The following is a 20912-nucleotide window of genomic DNA, read 5'->3' as shown; positions in this document are numbered from 1 at the left end:
ACAACTGCAGGGACGGTCTCCAGAAAGGAGGTGTTCCAGCCGCACCTTCCGGTACGGCTACCTTGTTACGACTTAGCCCCAGTCGCTGGTTTTGCCCTTGAGAGCTCCTGTTACGGCCACCCTCTTCAGGCCCACCCAACTCCCATGGCTTGACGGGCGGTGTGTACAAGGTCCGGGAACGTATTCACCGCGTCATTGCTGATACGCGATTACTAGCGATTCCAGCTTCACGCAGCCGAGTTGCAGGCTGCGATCCGAACTGAGATAGGGTTTTTGGGATTCGCTTCATGTCGCCATGTCGCTGCCCTCTGTCCCTACCATTGTAGCACGTGTGTAGCCCTGGGCGTAAGGGCCATGATGACCTGACGTCGTCCCCGCCTTCCTCTCTGCTTGCGCAGGCAGTTCCTCCAGAGTCCCCGGCTTTACCCGATGGTAACTGAAGGTAGGGGTTGCGCTCGTTGCGGGACTTAACCCAACACCTCACGGCACGAGCTGACGACGGCCATGCAGCACCTTCCCATCCGTCCGAAGAAAGATCTATCTCTAGACCTGTCGAATGGGATTCGAGCCCAGGTAAGGTTCCTCGCGTATCATCGAATTAAACCACATGCTCCACCGCTTGTGCGGACCCCCGTCAATTCCTTTGAGTTTCACTGTTGCCAGCGTACTCCCCAGGTGGAAGACTTATCACTTTCGCTTGGGCACCCACCCCGAAGGGCAGACACCTAGTCTTCATCGTTTACGGCGCGGACTACCAGGGTATCTAATCCTGTTCGCTCCCCGCGCTTTCGTACCTGAGCGTCAGTTACCGGCCAGTAGGCTGCCTTCGCTTTCGGTGTTCCTCCCCATATCTGTGCATTTCACCGCTACATGGGGAATTCCGCCTACCTCTCCGGTACTCAAGTCTGCCAGTATCAATGGCACTTTCACAGTTGAGCTGTGAACTTTCACCACTGACTTAACAGACCGCCTGCGTACCCTTTAAACCCAATAATTCCGGACAACGCTTGCACCCTCCGTATTACCGCGGCTGCTGGCACGGAGTTAGCCGGTGCTTATTCATAGGGTACCGTCAGAGCAGGGCGCACCCCACTTGTTCTTCCCCTATAAAAGAGCTTTACGACCCGAGGGCCTTCTTCGCTCACGCGGCATGGCTGGGTCAGGCTTGCGCCCATTGCCCAATATTCCCTACTGCTGCCTCCCGTAGGAGTCTGGTCCGTGTCTCAGTACCAGTGTGGGGGATCATCCTCTCAGAACCCCTACTGATCGTGGCCTTGGTGGGCCGTTACCCCGCCAACTAGCTAATCAGACGCATGCCCATCCGCTGCCGGATCGCTCCTTTAACTATTCACCCATGCAGGTAAACAGTGCTACGGGGCATTAATCCGGATTTCTCCGGGCTATTCCCCTGCAGCGGGCAGGTTGCATACGCGTTACGCACCCGTGCGCCGGTCTCAGGCTCCCCGAAGGAAACCCTACCCCGCGACTTGCATGTATTAGGCCTGCCGCTAGCGTTCATCCTGAGCCAGGATCAAACTCTCCATTGTAAGAGATTGTTGACTTGGGCTGCCCCTTGAAAGGAACAGCTCCAATTGTCGTCGTGTTTTCTGACCTGTCTCCTGCTTTTCAATTGTTGGAATTGACGCTTGTGCTTGTCTTGTCGTACTTGTTTTGCGTGATCGAAATAAAACCCTAAAGCTTTATCTCTTACCACTGTCCTAAATCCTCTCAAAGAACTTTTCAAAATCCAACTTCTTGGACTTTTCCGTGGATCCTTCCGGAACCTTTTCGCTTGAAGCGGCTGCAAAGGTAAGAAAACCTTTTTTGTTTGCAAGCACTTTTCGCTATTTTTTATTTTCAAGCCGTTAGCCCGAAAACCTTCCCGAAAGAAGCGGATGCAAAGGTAAAACCTTTTCCCCGTTATTTGCAAGCAACATTGTGAATTAATTTTAACTTATCCATTGTCGCTGTCAGGAAGCATTATCACCGCTCCCGTTGGAGTGGCTGACCGCTGCGGGTGTTTCCCGTTTTGCGGAGTGCAAAGGTAGGAAAAAGTTATTGCTGTGCAAGACCTAGAATTGCATTTTGGGAATAATGAAAGTTAATCTAACCACAACGCACTGATTAAAAGTGAATTACAACTAATTCTTTTTAAAGAACTATTTTAATCATCACACCTTTATGATTAAACCTCCATTATTTCACCTCAAATCAAGTTGATTAAAACACACAGGTATCAAATATCATGAACCATACTTTGTCACCTTATATATAAAACAATTATTCATTCGGATACATTTAATCAACCTCAACAAAATAACTCCATTATCATCTTCAGGCAATTGACATTCTAACTATATATTATAGCATATTAACCTATACCCATCCTCTAGAATGATTGAACCTCAACTTGAAAGTTAACGTAGAGCTACCTGAAAGAAATTATATATGATCGTTATGTACAGTTTAAATAATGCTTATGACTTCAACATTGAATAAGAACACTGTAATAAGCAACACAATCTGACCGAACGAAAAAAGACTACCAACTCTAAACCTGTAAATCATAAGGTTTCTATAAGGTGATTTTTTCTTAATATCACTATACCAAGCCTTTCCATGCCTCGTTGACTTTGAAGAGTATTATTTTATAAAACTACCAAGATAGTTTACCAGAATGGTTAAATAATTGATAGGAATTTTAATCAACCCTTGAAGGAGTACACAACCCTAAATCATAATTCTCTTGAAATCAAATAATTAAATACTCATATTAGAAATTAAGAAAACCACAACCCTAAGTTGATACTAACAATGGCTAAAACTAAATACTTTCTGTTACTGATAGCTGCATTCACCATAAATAATGTGATTGCACAAAGTAAACTTGATTGGCTAAAAACCGACACTACCCAATTACAACTTGAACTTTCTGAAACACAAAGCATTTATATCACTAAGTATAAAGCTGAAAATAACATTGAAGGAGCTGGAGAAGACAAAAAAGCAGTTGACGGTTCTTTAAAATACGGTTGTGCTTCTGATGGAGCATGCTGGGGTAAGTCACCTGACAAAACTATGAGAGCCTACTCCAACTTAAACCGCTTGATTGAAGAGTTTGAAAAAAGGAACCGGATGACGCAGGTTACTTATTCAGACTCCCTTTCTATGCAAATCCGAAACCAACTACATTGGATACTTACAGAGGTGCCTTACCTGCATAATGAGCTTTATGAAAAAGCTATCCGCTATTACAGTCACCTAGAAAAGGTTGAACGTGATCCGATCACAAAAACGCAACTTCAGGATATTGTACTCTCTCTTTATGAAATGGAAATGCAATACTTAGGTGGGAAAGAACAGCTTCTTGCAACTTATGCAAATGCGAAGCTGATTTACTATCAGGAAAGAGATAGTTTTTCTGAACAACTTCGTCCATTATATAAGGTATTTGAAGAAGTGGTTGCCTATCAGCAGAAAGAGAATGCCGCTTATGCTTCAGTATTTGGTAAAGTTTACCTTGCCATCAAACTATTTGAAAAGCGGGAAAAAATAATGCGATCGCATGGTATCAGATCCCAAGAATTCAAGGAGGTAAGTATGTATGATCCTAAATGGCTTGTAAAAGAGTTGGTACCTCTATCTGAAGTGGTCAACTATAAACTCACTAAGGTGCTGGATATGAAGCACCGAAAAAACTGGTTGGAAACTCGTAAGGTGATCGATGGAGTACTACACAAGTTTGGAGAATGATGATCAACTAAAAATATACAGTTCATGAAAAAAGGAATACTTAGGGTATTCCTTTTTTATTTGTCTACAGCAAGAATTTCTTTTACCAAAGATTGAAGGCAAGGTATTACATCTTCTTCGAACCAGCTGTTTTTCCTCAGCCAAATTCCATTTCTGGGAGAAGGATGAGGTAATGGGAAATAGTTGGGTAAAAAAGTATCAAACTCTTTCACTGTTTTGGTCAGGTTAGACTTAAAGCCCCCTTTCAAGTAATACTTCTGAGCATATTGTCCGATCAAAACAGTCAGCTTTACTTGTTTCAGAGACTCAAGCAAGCGAGGATGCCAAAGGGGAGCACACTCCTTTCTTGGAGGCAAATCACCCGATTTACCTTTTCCCGGATAACAAAACCCCATTGGTAACACACCAAAATTGGTCGTATCATAAAACACGTCATCTGAAACATCCAACCATTCCCTTAACCTATTACCACTCAAATCATCCCAAGGAATACCGGATTGGTGTACACGCATTCCCGGAGCCTGACTAATTAACAGGATCTTGCAATCGGGTTGTAATGACACAACAGGTCTGACTCCAAATGGCAGATGTTTTTCACAAACCGTACAAGCACTGACTTCCTTTAACAACGCTTCCATATACTGTACTAATAAAATAAAGGACAGAAAGAATCGACTCCCTGCCCCCTATTGATTGATTTCTATAAGCAATTCCTCCAACCACGTTTCTCAATTTCTCTCACATTATCTACCTCTTTCAACATCTGAAGGTATTCCAACAAGGCTAATAGTTCATTATCCTCTTTATCTCCAAAATAAGGCTTTGGATAAATTACGTTCCCATAATTTTCCTCTGACTTTGACACTGTATCATCAACAATCAAGACTCTTTCTAATGGAAAGCCTCTTCTCTTTACTTTTTTGAGAGGCTTCACATAGTAATAATGATTACGAGGGTTAGCATCATAATAACCGTATTCGTCAACTTGGACCTTAAACTTGACTTTACAATTACTTCTTGCCCATACAAACTCTAAGTTAATATCTTCAGAGATTAAATTTTCGACCACATCAAATACATAATCATCCGTTGCTGAAGACCAGATTGCCAATCTAAATTGAGAGGACAAGCTACGAATAAAACTTTCAAAGTGAGGTCGTACATAAATATGATACTCACCCGCAGTAAAGTTTGGCATACTATCTAAAAGCTCTTTTGTCCCAAAAACCAGCGTTTCGTCTAAATCTAAGATGATCAACATTTGTTGCTTTGTCATGATAAAAAAATTGGGTTATCCTTATCTGGAAAAAGTAGGACTGTCATTATGCTTACTTTTTATATTCTTCTTCAATCACCTCCAGAATCACATCACAAGCATAATGTATCTCCTCATCAGTAATCACCAATGGTGGCGCAAGGCGGAAGGCATTAGGAGTGGACAAGAACCAATAAGTAATCACTCCCCTTTCTATACACTTCATCACTATACGATTGACTAAGTCAAAATCTTTCATATCAATCGCGAACATCAATCCTTTACGTCTGATCTCCTGAACAGCAGGATGCACACTGAGTCTATCCTCAATCAGTTGCCCTTTACGCTCCACATCCTCAATGATGTTTTCCTCAATCAGCGTTTTAAGCGTTGCATCTGCTGCGGCACAAGAGACTGGGTGTCCACCAAATGTTGTAATATGCCCTAATATTGGGTCATGTGAAAGCGTTTTCATCATTTCCCTTTCTCCAATGAAGGCACCCATTGGCATACCTCCGGCAATCCCTTTGGCTACTGTTATTACATCTGGCACAATTCCGAAATGCTCAAAGGCAAACAGTTTACCTGTTCTTCCGAAACCTGTCTGAATTTCATCAAAGATCAAAACAGCTCCCACATCATCACATCGCTTACGCAAGGCTTTCATATAAGCAACATCAGGAACACGAACCCCAGCATCTCCCTGAATCGGCTCCATAATTACTCCTGCCGTATTTTCAGTAATCTGCTCAAGGTCTTCCATCTTATTGAAATCAATAAAACGGACACCTGGCAATAGTGGACGGAAGGCGTTCTTCTTCATCTCGTTTCCCGAGATACTTAAAGAACCCTGTGTATTTCCATGATAAGAACGGCGGAAACTAACGATTTCAGCACGACCTGTATATCTTTTTGCCAATTTAACGGCAGCCTCGTTTGCCTCTGTACCAGAATTCACGAAGTATGTACAGTTCAGTTGTTCAGGTAATACAGATACCAACCTACGGGTTAAGTCAGTTTGAGGTTTCTGAACAAACTCACCATATACCATTACAAACATATACTTATCCACCTGATCCTTAACTGCCTTAACCACATTTGGATGGCAATGACCCAAGTTATTGACTGCTATTGCTGAAATCATGTCCATGTAGCGCTTTCCATCTGTACCGTACATGAAAACACCTTTGGCATAATCTATCTCTAAGCCTAACGGGTATGGTGAAGTTGGCGCCTGATACTCGTTGAATATTTCTCTATTGCTCTTGTTCTCTATCATCGTATAAAAAATTTTCCTCAAAGTTAAGAAGAAAACACTCAGGACAATACAGCTGTTTAGCCCCGTTCAAAAGTATTAAGCCCCACCACCTAACCGGTATATATAAACTAAGGATGAACACTATTTTAAGTCTTACTTATCGCAATGAAATAATCCACTGAAGAATTGGTTCAAACCCTTGATACAGTCAAATTTACCCTAACCTTATATCTATTTCTCAGCTTAAACTTTTTATTATGAAAACTGATCAACTACCGTTGCCAGTTCGCTTGCTCCAAGTTAGCTGTATGGCTGTTTTTTTAGGGCGTGCTTGGCAACATCTTCTCTGGGATGCTCCATTCCGAACACTTCTGTGGGATGAAGGACTTCTGAAAGGCTTTGTGGAATCTACCTTTGATGTCACTTGGTTTGAATATGTCACTAGTCCTACCACTGACTTGGTTATACAGATACTCATCAGAAGTACAGGCATAATATATCTATTAGGCATTTTCGCTACATGGCTGGTATTCTCTAAAAAGTGGGAAAAGTTCAGTCGCTTTTTGCTGTTGCTTGGAAGTGTCGGACTATTTATGCTTGCGGTACTTTACTGTAAGGAAAAGTATTATCAACTAGGTCAACTCATTGAGTACTCCAGCCAGTTTGGGGCTCCTTTACTTTTATGGTGGGTCAGCAAAAGCGAAACAAAACGAGTTCCTGTTACTGCAATCAAAGTCGCTATAGCCCTGACATTTATCGGTCATGGCTTATATGCCTTGGGTTATTATCCTTTGCCAGGGCACTTTGTAGATATGACGATCAATACACTTGGGGTTAGTGAAGAATTTGCCAAGTCAATGCTATTTGCTGCAGGAGTAATAGACATGATTGTTGCTATTGGCATATTTATCCCTGCCATTCAACAGCCTATGTTATTGTATATGGTTGCTTGGGGGGTATTGACTTCATTAGCCCGTATTACAGCACATATAGATGCGCAACTTTTCACAGCTACACTTGGACAATGGCTACATGAAACCATCTATAGAGTACCTCATGCCGTATTTCCTATGATTGCCTTTATCATCATAAGGTCAATAAAACCAAAAGAGGAGGTTATACTTGAAAATGCATAATAAAGAAGGTTCCAAAGTAACGCTATAACAAACTTTACGATGGAACCTTCCATTACACTTAGGACTCAGGTAATCTATTTTTTAATCACCCTAAAGGATTCATTTATTCCTATCCCTGTCAATTCACAGAGGTAAAAACCAGCTGGCAAATCCGCTGTATCTACAGCTACCACTTGCTTGCCTACTTTTATACCATACACAGACCTTGTTGCCAGTACTTGCCCATTAGCATTTCGGAAAGTGACCTGAATATTTCCATCTGTTGCCAATGACACCTCAAAGTTCAATGTATTGTCAAAAGGAACCGGATACACTCTTGGCGCTACTACCTCTAAAAGTGATGAACTTGTAGCCGCCACCCGCGCACCAGACGCAGACTGATAGGTAATATACAGTTCAGGAGCTGCATTACTAGAACCATTGTAAGACTCTGCGATCCTTCTACCGTTTCCTATCACTATCATAACCATCGCACTTCCTTGTTGCCACCCGCTACGATTTACGATTTCTTGCACTATATTTTTCAAATCAGGTGTATGTTGTGCTGTCCCTGAAGCTCCTACTGAAGACCAAGTAGCAGGACTCCACGACACTGAAGCTGTTGTCTTACTTCTTGAAGAGATATTATTATTGGATGAGGTAAAAGTAGCAGCGTTATCCACATCCTGTCCATATACATTTAGTGTTCCAGAGTCATTCTTGGTTTCATCTACCGTAAACTGGATATAGGCATTGGTAATCACAGCTCCTTGTGGCACTTCTATATTCGTGAATCTCATTCCTACCTGCTGATTGCCTGCCGACTGATAACTGTCATACACCAACTCAAGATCAGAACTTGTAAGGTACATCTTCCCTGACTCCGCTTCTTCGGCATCATCATTTCCTGTACTCACTTTGCTGCTTACCGTAAACTCTTCTCCACCTGTAGATATAGGGGTAAAGCTTGCTGTAATATTCTTATTACCATTCATCACAACTGTAAGTGGGTTGGCAATACCTGAGTTATCACCACTCCATCCTGCAAATTCATAACCGCTATTAGGTATTGCTGTCAACATTACAGAAGTACCACTCTCATATGTAGACTGATCAGGGCTACGGCCAATTGAACCATTTGAAGCGCCTGTTGAAAGCGTATAAGTCGATACCCCTTCCCCTACAGTATAAGTAACATTCAGCAAAGCTGCCAATGATGATGAGCCTTCATAAGCTTCAGCCGTTCTCTTACCCGACCCTTCAATTACAAAAGCCATCGCATTGCCAGCATTCCAACCGCTACGATTTACTACTTCCTGTACAACCCCTTTCAAATCAGGTGTACGCTGATCAGCTCCTGAAGCTCCTACAGAAGACCAAGTAGCAGGACTCCAAGATACTGAAGCTGTCGTCTTACTTCTTGACGAAACATTGCTTGCGGAAGTGGTAAATGCACTTGCATTGTCTGTATCGTGTGCATAGATATATTTAGTACCACTTTCATTGGCAGTTTCATCAACGGTAAACTGAATATTTGCAGTATTGATCACCGCTCCTTGTGGAATAGCCAAGCCTGTAAACCTTAGACCGATTACCTGATTCCCTCTGCTACCATCACTTACCAATTCAATATCAGAGCTATTCATATACATTGAGCCATCTGTATTCTCTTCCACATCATCATTACCCGAATTGATTCGAATACTGATATGCTCTTGTATTACTCCTACATTAAAAGTAGCTACAGATGAAGTGCTACTATAACCATCATTATCCGTTGCTTTTGCTGTCACTGAGTAGACACCATCAGCAGGTATACTATAACTTACCGCATAAGGAGCAGATGTATCAGTCGCTATAACTTGACCATTGACCACAAACTCCACTTTTGATATACTCCCATCAGTATCGGAAGCATTTGCAGACAGTGTAATTGCCTGAGGTGTATCATAATATGCGCCATCTATCGGAGCTGTCAGGGAAACTTCAGGTACCGATACATTATCGTTTTCAATCGTTACCACTGCTCCATTGCTTGGGTTCCATATATCCAAGTTGACTGGTGCTGTAAAAATATCATTGTCACTTACCTGACCTACCGAAGTAGCATTATCAACGCGAATGGTTCTAGCTTCAATTCTTGCCTTATCCACAAATATCCACTTGAACTGATTAAACACCCCAGTATTCCGTGTCCAATTCTTACTATCATCGTTTGTGCGAAGAGGAGCTCCCCAACAGCCTTCCCCCACATATACAGAACCTGTTTCATCATCCCTAATAAACCCCTCATCACTACCACTACCTGTTGAAGGACGGACAGGCCATGTTGTTTTAACTGTATGAGCATCACATTCCACCACCATTTTCACTTTGTAATCATAGAATAACTGTGCCCAATAATTATACTGGTTGTTTCCTTCTGACTTACCACTAACGTGAGGACGCATCGGCTTATGGTATTGAGCCATTTTCCACACTACGTTATTATTGGCCTGTAGGTCATTCTGCAACCAAGTGGTCTGATTGCCACTGATTGAGATTTCTGTATTCAAGGTATAAGTACGAATCAGGTTTCCCCCAAAGGTCAACGCATAATACACTTCTGATGAAGGTACATCAAACAGGTTCACCAAGATTGAATTATTCCCCTCATGATTACCTCTGGTTGCCACAATCTGAATCATGCGACCATCAGTTCCTGTGGTCAACTGCCAATCATCAAACCAGTTTTGCCATTGGGTATTGGTTCCAGAGTCAGTCATATCTCCTCCAAACAAAACTGCATGAGGACGCAGTTTTGCTACCAGTCTATTGGCATTCTGACGAGGAGTGCGGTTGTTACGTGAGTCACCTCCTGCAATAAAAGAGAAGCGGGCATCCGAACTATTAGGGGCAGTCTTAAACCAGAAACGTTGGCTAGTTCCCTCACTATCCTTAATCACAAAATAGTAAGCAGTGTTAGGTTGTAAGCCTGTCAATCGGGCAAAGTGGTTACTCATGCCCCTATCAGACACCGACCTGTCTACCGACTTACTCATCGGGTAAGCCGACCAGTTGGTTCCTTGGTCTGTAGTACCATAATACACAACGGGACTTGAACCTGAAATCTGGTTCCAGCCAATTGTTGCCGTAGTAGCAGGATCATCCCGCAAGATCAAACGGTATTTGTCAGTATTTGCCTGTGCTGAAAAAGTCACAAGCAAAAGTAACCCAGCTACTTTTAGCAGGGTTTGTAGAGTCGAATTCATGTCAGTTTTTGGATTTACATTGTAAACAATTGCTTTTCAAGCATGTACAAGTAACCCATTTAGTATGAACCTGAATTGACCGAGAAATCAATACTGCAAGTAAAACAGCCGACTCCAAACATCTCCCATTTTGCACACCATCACCTGTATTTCATCAATGAAACATTATCAATACAATTCATTTTCAAAGGCTTCATACCTAATTCATATACATAAAAAGAAGGTATTTACAAGGCATAAAAAAACACCTTGAGTTTTAGTCAAGGTGTTTGAAAATATTTCACCCATCAGTCAATAACCAAGCCGTATGCCTGATCAAACTGTTCACGCTCTTTTGGCGACATCCTATCTCGAATGACTCTGATGGTATATCCTCCAATCAGCTTTCCCCTATTGATATAAAACCAATCAGAAATAGCTTCAGGGTCTATTTTTACCCGATCCCCAATTTCAAATCCACTGATATGGTTAGGCAGGTTATCTATCAGTCCCCAAAATGCTCCTTCTCGCTTTTCAATATAGGATAACCAGATGTGCTCATGTCCTGTAGAAGTTTTAAAAGGGAGCTTTATCGAAAAAAAAGTATTCTTTTCATCCTTTTCTTCCAGCGCTTTTACAAACTCATCAAATGTAGCTTTAGCCGAAGCGATTGCTTCTTCCATTTCTGGGTCACCAGAGACTGTCTTGTAAGTTGAAGGTTTGTCTGCATCCTGCCCAAAAATAGATAGAGGGTTAAGCAGTGTCACATAAAGTAACAGCAGTGTTAGTGTAGTTTTAGTCATCATGTTTGGGTTTTTAACAAATTGCATTCTAGTGATAATCAAATATAACACCACATAGAAAAAGTTGAAACACCATTCCACACTTTGTTACTTATCCATATCAAAAAAGCCTCTATCCTGTGCTGTCACCAACACCGTATAGAGGCTTTAAATCAATTATTCAAACAAGGTATTATATCATCTTAAGACATACTATCAGCATATCATCTGTTTGTCCCAAATCTCCTTTCCACCCTTCAAATACACGGTCAAGGTCATTTACCTGATCATTGGCTGACTTGGTATGGATTTCACTCAGCATTCCCCTTAGTCTGCGTGAAGTGAAAATTCTCTTTTTAGGTCCTCCAATCTGGTCCTTATAACCATCAGAGAACAGGTATAGAATGTCATTTTCCTTCAGCTCAAAATACTGGGAAATCAACGTTTCAGGGTTTCGTTTACGCTGATGGGCTGCACTACCTCCAATATTCACCTTACTTGCCTGCAACTCGATCAGCTCCTGATCACGAAAGATATAAAGCGGTCTGCCTGCTCCGGCAAAATACAGCTCCCGTGTATTCAGGTTAATGGTACATACAGCGATTTCCATACCGTCCTGGCTCTCTTCCCTATCCTGATGCAGTTCATTACGTACATCTCTGTTCAGACGCTTCAGAATTTCTGCTGGATCAGTAAAACCACCATAACACACGATACTGGTCAATAGGTTACTTCCTAACATTGCCATAATTGCACCAGGCACACCATGACCTGTACAGTCAACTGCCGCCACTACCAAGAAATCATTCCCCCCTTTCTGGATACGTTCGTACCAGTAGAAATCTCCACTTACAATATCCCTTGGCTTGAAGTAGATAAAGGAGTCTGGCAATGCATCATATAGCAACTGCTTATCTGGCAACATCGACTCCTGTATTTTCTTGGCATAATTGATACTGGCTGTCTGCTGTTTGCTCTTACGCTCCAACTCGTTGTAAGCATACTCAAGTGCCATATTCTGAGATGAAATCTCCTCTTTATGCTCATTGATCTGATTCAGCTTTTCATGAAGCGACTTATTTAGCCCTTCCAATTCTTCCTGAAACAGCAACTGCTGTTCTTCTCGCTTTCTCAAGTTTGCAGCCATCTTGCTCAGGTTCGTTGCTAACACTCCCAACTCATCCCTTCTTCTGACAGCACGAATTGGCGTCTCAAAGTCACCATGTCCAATTCTATCTGCAGCACTACTCAAACGCACGATCGGTGTAGAAAAATAGCGAGCTGCCAATACTGCCAACAGGATACAAACCAACACAATCGGAGACATCACAATCAACATCTTCTCTCTTACTTTCACCAATGGCTTATAAGCTTCCTCCAAAGGTAAGGACAGCATCATTGCCCAGTTGTTTCCGTTGAAATTGTCATACCCTTTTTCATCCGTCACCAGAAACAGCTGCTCATCCTTTTCCATGCTTCTGCTTCCCTTTCTTCTGATTTCTTTGACCACTTCAGGAAAAGCATACTTTTCTACCAATACGCCTTTCGGGTTATGGTTTGAGTAAAGCAATAATCCTTTAGCATCCACCAAATCAACATGCAGCTTGTCTGAATCCCACATGCTACCTTCACGGTGAGAAGCAAACACTTCATACAAGCGGGTAATCAATACCCTTGCCACCACAAACCCAACCAACTCATTGTGGTCATTCTCCACTCTAGAAGCAAAGTGAATAACAGGCTGCCCTACAGATTCAGATTTAGAAATATCCATGACAAACTGTTCTCCATCTGTCAGTGGAATCCAGTATTTGGTCAATGTATGTTGCTTCCCTACTGACAAACCTTTGGAGTCTGCCATCCTGATTCGGTTAGGGTTAAAGAATGAAAAAGAATAGTACATCTCGTTGATAGATGACAACTCTTTCAATCGCTTCATAATGGTTTCGGCACTGGCACCACTGGTAAGGACAGGGTCTTTCGAAATCATCTTGACATCCGTCTGACGCTCGTTCAAGAACCTGTCAATATTCTTGACAGCCTCATCCGAACCATCCGTAAGTTCATTGATGATTTGTTCCTTTAGTGTCAACTGTATCTCCCTGTTATCAAAGTAAAACAGCGACATACTGGTGAACAGGACCAGAAACAGACAAAGTATAGTTAGTTTGAGTGAAATCTTAAAGTTCATGACCTCGAACCAAAGTTGGTTTAGTTTAGCTATATATCTGTAAGTTAACTTGCTGATAAGTCTTTCATCATCTTACAGCATTAATTTGGTTGCAATTTACTGAAGACCCCTTCAAATAATTATATTTACTCTGTTAATTATCTATTAACAATCCTTAAAAGTCTATTAGATTCTATCAATATTCAGTTGTAACAATTTTGGTATATCTCTATCTTTGACAAGGGTGTCACTATCTTTACAGCCTGAGAGTCTGGCTTTAAAACTTGGTTAGGATAGATCCAAAAACTGCAATGATTCTTTTGTACTGACAAGTAGCCCTTAAACCAAACATTACTACTTTTAGAATAATACTACTTATGAATCCAAATCACATTACGATTATTGGAGGCGGTAACCTAGGGGTTGCCATTGCTGAAGGGCTTATTGCCAGTAAATATATAGCGCCTGCCAACTTAACGATTACTAGACGTCAGATCGAAAAACTGGATCACTTGGCAGCTAAAGGAGTTATTACTTCTGACAACAACTCAAAATCATGCCTAAGAGGCAACCTGATTATTTTGGCTGTAAAGCCCTACCAGATCAAGGAGATCCTTGAAGAGATCAAGCCCGTACTTGATCCCAATAAACATGTACTGGCTTCTGTAGTGACTGGTGTTACACTAGAGGATATGCAGTCTGTAATTGGTAGTGATGTTTCAGTCTTTCGCGTTATGCCTAATACTGCAATTGCCATTCGGGAATCCATGACCTGCATTGCCACCAATAATGCAGACCAGGAAAGCCAACAATCCATTCTGGAATTGTTCAAGCAACTTGGAGATGCCATCATGATTGATGAAGGACTGATGTCAGCCTCTACGGTATTGGGAGCCTGCGGCATAGCCTATACCATGCGCTTTATCAGGGCTGCCATTCAAGGAGGAATCGAGATCGGATTTAGCTCGGAGGTTTCTCAGCAGATTGCCGTACAAACCGTCAAGGGAGCTGCCAGCCTGCTGATGGAAACAGGCAATCACCCAGAACAGGAAATAGATCGGGTGACCACGCCAAAAGGCTGTACCATAGCCGGACTTAATGAGATGGAACATCAGGGTTTCAGCTCGTCTCTAATCAAAGGCATCAAGATTTCGCATGGCAAAATAAGTGGAATAGCAGAGGAGTTTGAGCGTAAATAGCCAATGGCTGTTTTCACCTGAAAGTGATATTCAAAACCCAGCTGAACATTAGTTGGGTTTATTTTTATCCTATGTTTGACTTAGAATATTTAAATTTTCACAAAAATTTTGTCCTTTATCTGAAAATTCACTGATTGCTTTCAGTTTAGGCTAGGTCCGTTCCTAATATTTTTTCAAAAGGAAGGTAAAGCCGGTTGAAGGTTGAAAGGTTATTGCTTATCTTTCACCCCAAGTGGACAATATTGTATTTTTTTAATTACCACTTGTACATTAATTAGTATTTAACACTACCAAATAATATACGACATTGAAAAAGATAGCTGTATTCACATCAGGAGGGGACGCACCAGGCATGAACGCCTGCGTCAGAGCCGTAGTTAGAACAGCCATTTATAACGGGGTTGAAGTAATGGGTATCATCCGCGGTTACAAAGGCATGATTGAAGGCGACTTTGTAAAGCTTGATTCCTATTCGGTCAGCAATATCATTCAGAAAGGCGGTACTATTCTGAAATCGGCAAGATGCGACGAATTCCGAAGCAAAGAATGGAGACAAGTAGCCTATGATAAGGTAATGGATGCCGGAATCGAAGGAATGGTTGCCATCGGTGGTAACGGTACCTTTACGGGTGCAGACCTTTTCCTACAGGACTTCAATATTCCTACAATCGGTTGTCCTGGTACCATTGACAATGACCTTTACGGAACTGATTATACAATTGGTTACGATACTGCTGTAAACACAGCATTGGATGCCATTGACAAGATTCGTGACACTGCTGACTCGCACGACCGTGTATTCTTCGTAGAAGTAATGGGTCGTGATGCCGGTTATATCGCTATCCAGTGTGGTATCGGTGGTGGTGCCGAACTGGTAATGGTTCCTGAAAACCCTGACAGCTTTGAAAGCGTAATCGACACGCTGAAAAACGGTAGAGAAAACAAGAAAACATCTGCCATGGTAGTGGTAGCAGAAGGTGAAGAACTTGGCAATGCCAACGTGATTGCACAAAAAGCGAAAGAAGCCCTGCCTCATATGGACATTCGTGTTACGAACCTTGGTCACATCCAACGTGGTGGCGCCCCTACTGCACTTGACCGTATATTGGCTAGCCGAATGGGCATGGCTGCTGTAGAAGGCCTATTGGCAGGTAGAAAAAGTGAAATGGTAGGTATTATCAATGATCAGGTAGCTTACACACCATTTGCTGATGCCATTCACAAGAAAAAGCCATTGAACAAGGAGCTGATCAAGATGGTAAACATCCTGAGTATCTAGACATAAGACTTAGCTCTTGAGATAAAAGAAACCCCCAATGGCTGCAAAGCTATTGGGGGTTTTCATTTACATGATATCTAAAGGTTATTATATCACTTGCTCCTCAACTGTATATAAGGAATAATCACTTCCTCCAAGGAAATGCCACCATGCTGGAAGGTGTCCTTGTAATACTTCACATAGTGATTGTAGTTGTTGGGATAAGCAAAGAAATAATCCTCTGTTGCAAAAGCATAGGAAGTTGATACATTTACTTTAGGCAACATGTATTCTTCTGGCTTAGCCACAGCCAATACATTCTTTCGGTCATAGCTCAGGTTTTTACCTTGCTTATAACGAAGGTTCGTATTGGTATTTCTATCTCCAATGATCTTGTGCGGACGCTTCACTCTCACTGTACCATGATCTGTCGTCACGATCACATGTACATCCTTTTCTGCCAGCATCTTCAATGTCTCCAACAATGGTGAGTGCAGGAACCATGAATGTGTCAGAGAACGGTAAGCCGCTTCATCAGGAGCCAGCTCCCTTACCATTTCCGTATCGGTACGGGCATGTGACAACATATCCACAAAGTTATACACAATCACATTCAGTTTGTTATTCAGCAGGCTATGTAAGTTATCTAGCACCTGTCTGCCCTGATGCACATGTATTACTTTGTTATATGAAGATTTAATATTGAACTTGTTACGACTTAATTGCTCCTGCAAGAACTCAAATTCGTTGTTGTTTTTGCCATCTTCTGAATCCTCGTCAACCCAAAGGTTAGGATAGTGCTTTTTCATATCCAATGGCATCATGCCTGAGAATATGGCATTACGGGCATAAGCCGTCGTGGTAGGAAGAATAGAATAATAAGCAGACTCCTCTTCCTTCACAAAGTACTCCGTAAAAGTCGATTCCAATACCTTCCACTGATCCAGTCTAAGGTTATCAATCAATATGAAAAAGACAGGCTTATCATCTTGCTTCAACAGCGGGAAGACCTTCTCTTTCATCAACTGGTGCGAAAGCAATGGTCCTTCTTCTTCACCAGAAAGCCAGTACTTGTAATTATCCTCTATAAAATCTGCAAAGTTGTTGTTTGCCTCAGACTTCTGCATCTCCAGCACATCCATCATGCTCTTGTTCTCCGTCTGGTTAATCTCCAGGTCCCAGTAGACCAACTTCTTGTAGATTTCTATCCAATCCTCATGGTCCAGCCTGTCTCCAAATGCCATACTGATATTCTGAAAGTCCCGCTGATAACTGTGATTGGTTTTCTCAGTCACCAAACGCTTCTTGTCCAGCAGTTTTTTTACAGATAGCAATACCTGATTCGGGTTGATTGGCTTGATAAGGTAATCCGCTATTTTGGAGCCGATTGCCTCCTCCATTATATACTCCTCTTCACTCTTCGTAATCATCACAACAGGAATACTCGGACGTACCTGCTTGATTTCCTCCAACGTCTCAAGTCCGGTCATTCCCGGCATATTTTCGTCCAGAAAGATAATGTCAAATGACTCTTCCTGACATTTGTCAAGTGCATCCGTACCACTGATAACGGGTGTAACATCATACCCTTTTTTTTGCAGGAACAGAATATGTGGTTTCAGCAGATCAATCTCATCATCTGCCCACAGTATGGAATATCGGTTCATAGGCTAGTAATTTTAGATTTTGGACACTTAAAAATTGAGGGAATGTATCCTATTAAAATACACCTCAAAACCATGCCGCATCATCTGAACATGGCTACCATCTTTGTTATTTACTATCAATACATGGTTTAAGTGAAGGTAAGACTGTCAGCGTTGGAAAGGAAGTTTTTATGGAAATTTATGATAAGGAACAATGGTCGCCCGTTAAGGAGTAACCTCAACTATTTGGTATATTGCCTCTCCATTTTGGCACGAAAGCAAATGATGAAACAAGCAACCAAGGAATGTGTAGAGTGCGGTAGTGACTACTATTCCAATACCACTGAAATGGCGTCCTTATGCCCTGAGTGCGCTCATTACCTGTATGGGTACCCTAAATGTGACCATCAGTTTGAAAATGGGCGTTGTACTAACTGTTTTTGGAATGGAAAAAGCTCAGCCTATGTTCAGAAACTGAAAAAGGATTCCAATGACCAATAAAGTCTTTGGTTATAAGGTTCCTTGCAAGGAGTATAACGCAACTTGACCATTGTATACCTATCTCAGTAACCAAATAGCCAATTGCTTGTTTACTTAGGCAGAACAACACATTAGGTTACAGGTCAAATTTCAAGATCATCCTAAATTTAGTAGGTAAAAACACGACTATTTTGAGCAAGAAATCTCTTTACAACCGCGATCTGAGTTGGCTACAATTCAACCATAGGGTATTGCAAGAAGCTGCCGACAACCAAAATCCATTGTATGAACGCATTAAGTTCCTCGCCATTTTTTCTTCAAACCTTGATGAATTTTTTGAAGTAAGGGTTTCCTCCATCAGACAGCTCAAGACCATCAACAAGCAGTTCAATAAGAAGCTGATCACCAAGCCTAACCGCTTACTCAAAGCCATCAAGGAACAGGTAAGTCAGCAACAGGAACAGTTCGGCAGCATCTATAGGAAACAAATCATCCCTGCCCTAAAAGATCAAGGCATTCATATCATTGATCACGCACAATTCAGCCCTCAGCAGCTTGAGTTTTCAGCAGGATACTTTGATCAACACTTTCAACAGCTAAAAATATATGAGAAGGGAAATGAAGCCATATTTATGGAAAATGAAACCATGGCATTGTTAGTTGAATTTGAAGAAAAAACACCACTCACACTAATCAAATTCCCCGACTACCCATCACGTTTTGTTACCCTGCCATCTCAGGAAGGGATGCACTTTATCACTTTCCTTGACGATATCATCAAGGCAAACCTCCATCAAGTATTTCCCCATAAAACGATTCGAAGGACATATGCCGTCAAGATCAACCGTGACGCTGAACTCTACATTGATGATGAGTACTCAGGTAAACTGGTAGACAAGATTTATCAGGCACTGGACAACAGGAACACAGGTGAAGCAACCAGAGTCTTGATTGACAGTACCGTGCCAGACATTTTGCTAAAGCAACTGAAAGAAACCTTGGATATCCATGATGTAGATATTGTAAAAGGTGGTGTATACCATAATTTCAAGGACTTTTTTGGCTTTCCAAACCCAATTGGAGCATCGTTGGAGTTTCCCAAGCTTACAAGAAAATCCCCCTTTGACACGGCTGATATATTCAAGGCCATTGACCAACAAGACAGGCTGATACATTTCCCTTACCATTCTTTTGAGGCAGTCAATCAACTGGTGGAACAGGCTGCTGAGGACAAGCAAGTAACAGCCATCAAGATCTCACTGTACAGGGTAGACAAACAATCCAGACTGATTGATGCATTGCTCAAAGCCTGCCAAAACGGAAAGCAGGTAACCATATTTGTAGAGGCTCAAGCCCGCTTCGATGAAGAAAACAATATCCGTTGGGGAAAAGTATTTGAACAGTATGGTGCAGAAGTGATTTACAGTTTTCCGGACATAAAGGTCCACTCCAAAATCTTGCTGATCGATAAGAAAGAAGCGGATACACACCACCGATATGCCTATATTTCCACTGGTAACTTCAATGAAAAAAACGCTGGAATCTATGGGGACTTAGGCATTATGACCTCTAACCCTGAAGTAACCAAGGAAGTCAATCAAGTATTTCAGGTACTGAGCAGAAAGCGTATAATCCCTAAGACCAACCACCTACTCGTCTCCCCTTTCAACACCCGCAGTACATTTGAGAAACTGATTAAAAAAGAGATTGCCAAAGCAAAGGATGGAAAAGAGGGTTATATCTTCCTCAAGATGAACAGCCTTGAGGACAAGGATATGATAGAAAAACTCTATGAAGCCAACAACCATGGTGTAAAAATAGAATTGGTCATAAGAGGAATATGCAGACTCAAGGCAGGTGTTAAAGGACAAAGTGAGCACATCAAAGCTTCCAGCATAGTTGGTCGGTTTTTGGAGCATTCCCGCATCTATATCTTCGGCAAAGGAGACGAACAGAAAATCTTTATTGGGTCTGCCGATTGGATGACCCGTAACCTTGATCGCAGGATTGAGGTCATCACACCTGTACTGGCGCCACACATCCAACAGTACCTGCTTGAATATGCTTCCCTACAACTGAGGGACAATGTAAAAGCCCGACTACTGGATGAGGATCAAAAAAATACCTATATCCAAAACAACAAAGAAAAGATGGATGCTCAAGTAGCCGCTACGACATTGCGGATACAGTAACAGCAGATTGAATGGCAAGCTCCTAATCATTGTTTATAGGATACTGATGGTTTCAGTAAAAATAGACCTTATGATTAGTGAGCTTTACATTTTTATGGATGTGTTTATTGCCTCCATCCTCACCATGCTGATCGGGATAGAACGAGAAAGAGCAGACAAAGCCGCCGGTATCCGTACCAACATGATAGTCGGGGGCTTTACCTGTCTGGTCGTTGCCATTATCAAACCACTCACTAACTTCCTCCAAGAGTATTTCAAGGTAGCGCAACACAGCAGCGGGATGGTGGAAATAGATCCAATCCGAATTGTTCAGGCAATTGTAATTGGGGTTAGCTTTATTGGCGCTGGTACCATCATCAAGTCAAGGGAAGACCAAACCATCACAGGGCTTACCACTGCCGCTACCCTACTATACTCTGCCGGTATCGGAATTTGTGTAGCCATAAAAATGTACCTGCTTGCGGTATGCCTGACTGTATTTGTCTTGGTCATCAATAAGACGGTAAATTACCTCGCTAAAAAATACACCTCTGTAAAAGACTGATTACCGACGCCTTACCCTTCAGAACCTTTC

14 protein-coding genes and 1 rRNA gene are annotated in these 20912 nt (G+C 42.0%); 7 read left to right on the top strand and 8 right to left on the bottom strand.

Annotation, left to right across the window (positions count from 1 at the left end; all coding sequences use genetic code 11):
- Nucleotides 1-23 precede the first annotated feature (23 nt).
- Nucleotides 24-1547 (bottom strand): 16S ribosomal RNA (locus tag V6R21_RS08670).
- Nucleotides 1548-2814: 1267 nt separating this feature from the next.
- Here V6R21_RS08670 and V6R21_RS08665 point away from each other — a divergent pair.
- Nucleotides 2815-3753, top strand: a complete 939-nt coding sequence (locus V6R21_RS08665) for a hypothetical protein (protein ID WP_334242769.1) — start codon at nucleotides 2815-2817, stop codon at nucleotides 3751-3753.
- A 56-nt stretch (nucleotides 3754-3809) separates the two neighbouring features.
- On the opposite strand, the gene V6R21_RS08660 is transcribed toward V6R21_RS08665, so the two are convergent.
- From V6R21_RS08660 to V6R21_RS08650, 3 genes are all read right to left on the bottom strand, one after another.
- Nucleotides 3810-4391: a uracil-DNA glycosylase family protein gene (locus V6R21_RS08660; RefSeq protein WP_334242767.1), complete on the bottom strand. Its 582-nt coding sequence runs from the start codon at nucleotides 4389-4391 to the stop codon at nucleotides 3810-3812.
- Between the two features lie 62 nt (nucleotides 4392-4453).
- Entirely contained in the window at nucleotides 4454-5029 is a 576-nt protein-coding gene (locus V6R21_RS08655) for an HAD family hydrolase (protein ID WP_334242765.1), read from the bottom strand.
- Between the two features lie 52 nt (nucleotides 5030-5081).
- Complete coding sequence (locus tag V6R21_RS08650; protein WP_334242762.1) at nucleotides 5082-6287, bottom strand: aspartate aminotransferase family protein; 1206 nt, start codon at nucleotides 6285-6287, stop codon at nucleotides 5082-5084.
- Nucleotides 6288-6523: 236 nt separating this feature from the next.
- Between V6R21_RS08650 and V6R21_RS08645 the strand changes: the two genes are divergently transcribed.
- Nucleotides 6524-7402, top strand: coding sequence for a hypothetical protein (locus tag V6R21_RS08645; RefSeq protein WP_334242759.1), 879 nt, complete (start codon nucleotides 6524-6526; stop codon nucleotides 7400-7402).
- Between the two features lie 74 nt (nucleotides 7403-7476).
- Here the strand turns inward: V6R21_RS08645 and V6R21_RS08640 are convergent, their stop codons facing one another.
- The 3 genes from V6R21_RS08640 to V6R21_RS08630 all read right to left on the bottom strand — a co-directional run bounded on the left by V6R21_RS08640 (nucleotide 7477) and on the right by V6R21_RS08630 (nucleotide 13584).
- Entirely contained in the window at nucleotides 7477-10632 is a 3156-nt protein-coding gene (locus tag V6R21_RS08640; protein ID WP_334242757.1) for an Ig-like domain-containing protein, read from the bottom strand.
- Nucleotides 10633-10919: 287 nt separating this feature from the next.
- Nucleotides 10920-11417 carry a YegJ family protein gene (locus tag V6R21_RS08635; RefSeq protein ID WP_334242755.1) on the bottom strand — a complete coding sequence of 166 codons (498 nt, stop codon included), beginning with the start codon at nucleotides 11415-11417 and terminating at the stop codon, nucleotides 10920-10922.
- Nucleotides 11418-11586: 169 nt separating this feature from the next.
- Entirely contained in the window at nucleotides 11587-13584 is a 1998-nt protein-coding gene (locus tag V6R21_RS08630) for a SpoIIE family protein phosphatase (protein ID WP_334242754.1), read from the bottom strand.
- A 356-nt stretch (nucleotides 13585-13940) separates the two neighbouring features.
- Between V6R21_RS08630 and proC the strand changes: the two genes are divergently transcribed.
- Both proC and pfkA read left to right on the top strand, forming a co-directional pair.
- Nucleotides 13941-14762 carry a pyrroline-5-carboxylate reductase gene (proC, locus tag V6R21_RS08625; protein WP_334242751.1) on the top strand — a complete coding sequence of 274 codons (822 nt, stop codon included), beginning with the start codon at nucleotides 13941-13943 and terminating at the stop codon, nucleotides 14760-14762.
- Nucleotides 14763-15069: 307 nt separating this feature from the next.
- On the top strand, nucleotides 15070-16041 hold the full coding sequence (gene pfkA, locus V6R21_RS08620; RefSeq protein WP_334242749.1) for a 6-phosphofructokinase: 972 nt from the start codon (nucleotides 15070-15072) through the stop codon (nucleotides 16039-16041).
- 92 nt (nucleotides 16042-16133) lie between these two features.
- Here pfkA and porX read toward each other — a convergent pair whose 3' ends face one another.
- Nucleotides 16134-17687: a T9SS response regulator signal transducer PorX gene (gene porX / locus V6R21_RS08615; protein WP_334242747.1), complete on the bottom strand. Its 1554-nt coding sequence runs from the start codon at nucleotides 17685-17687 to the stop codon at nucleotides 16134-16136.
- A 261-nt stretch (nucleotides 17688-17948) separates the two neighbouring features.
- On the opposite strand from porX, the gene V6R21_RS08610 reads away from it, so the two are divergent.
- The 3 genes from V6R21_RS08610 (at nucleotide 17949) to V6R21_RS08600 (ending at nucleotide 20882) form a co-directional block, all read left to right on the top strand.
- Nucleotides 17949-18167, top strand: a complete 219-nt coding sequence (locus V6R21_RS08610; RefSeq protein WP_334242744.1) for a hypothetical protein — start codon at nucleotides 17949-17951, stop codon at nucleotides 18165-18167.
- Between the two features lie 170 nt (nucleotides 18168-18337).
- Nucleotides 18338-20338 carry a polyphosphate kinase 1 gene (ppk1, locus tag V6R21_RS08605; RefSeq protein ID WP_334242742.1) on the top strand — a complete coding sequence of 667 codons (2001 nt, stop codon included), beginning with the start codon at nucleotides 18338-18340 and terminating at the stop codon, nucleotides 20336-20338.
- A gap of 70 nt (nucleotides 20339-20408) precedes the next feature.
- The gene (locus tag V6R21_RS08600; RefSeq protein WP_334242741.1) at nucleotides 20409-20882 is read left to right on the top strand and encodes an MgtC/SapB family protein; all 474 of its coding nucleotides are present in this window, start codon (nucleotides 20409-20411) and stop codon (nucleotides 20880-20882) included.
- The last annotated feature ends 30 nt before the right edge of the window (nucleotides 20883-20912 follow it).

This window comes from Limibacter armeniacum, from assembly GCF_036880985.1.
In the GTDB taxonomy this organism is placed as follows: domain Bacteria; phylum Bacteroidota; class Bacteroidia; order Cytophagales; family Flammeovirgaceae; genus Limibacter; species Limibacter armeniacum.
This window is presented reverse-complemented; position numbering and strand designations above follow the sequence as displayed.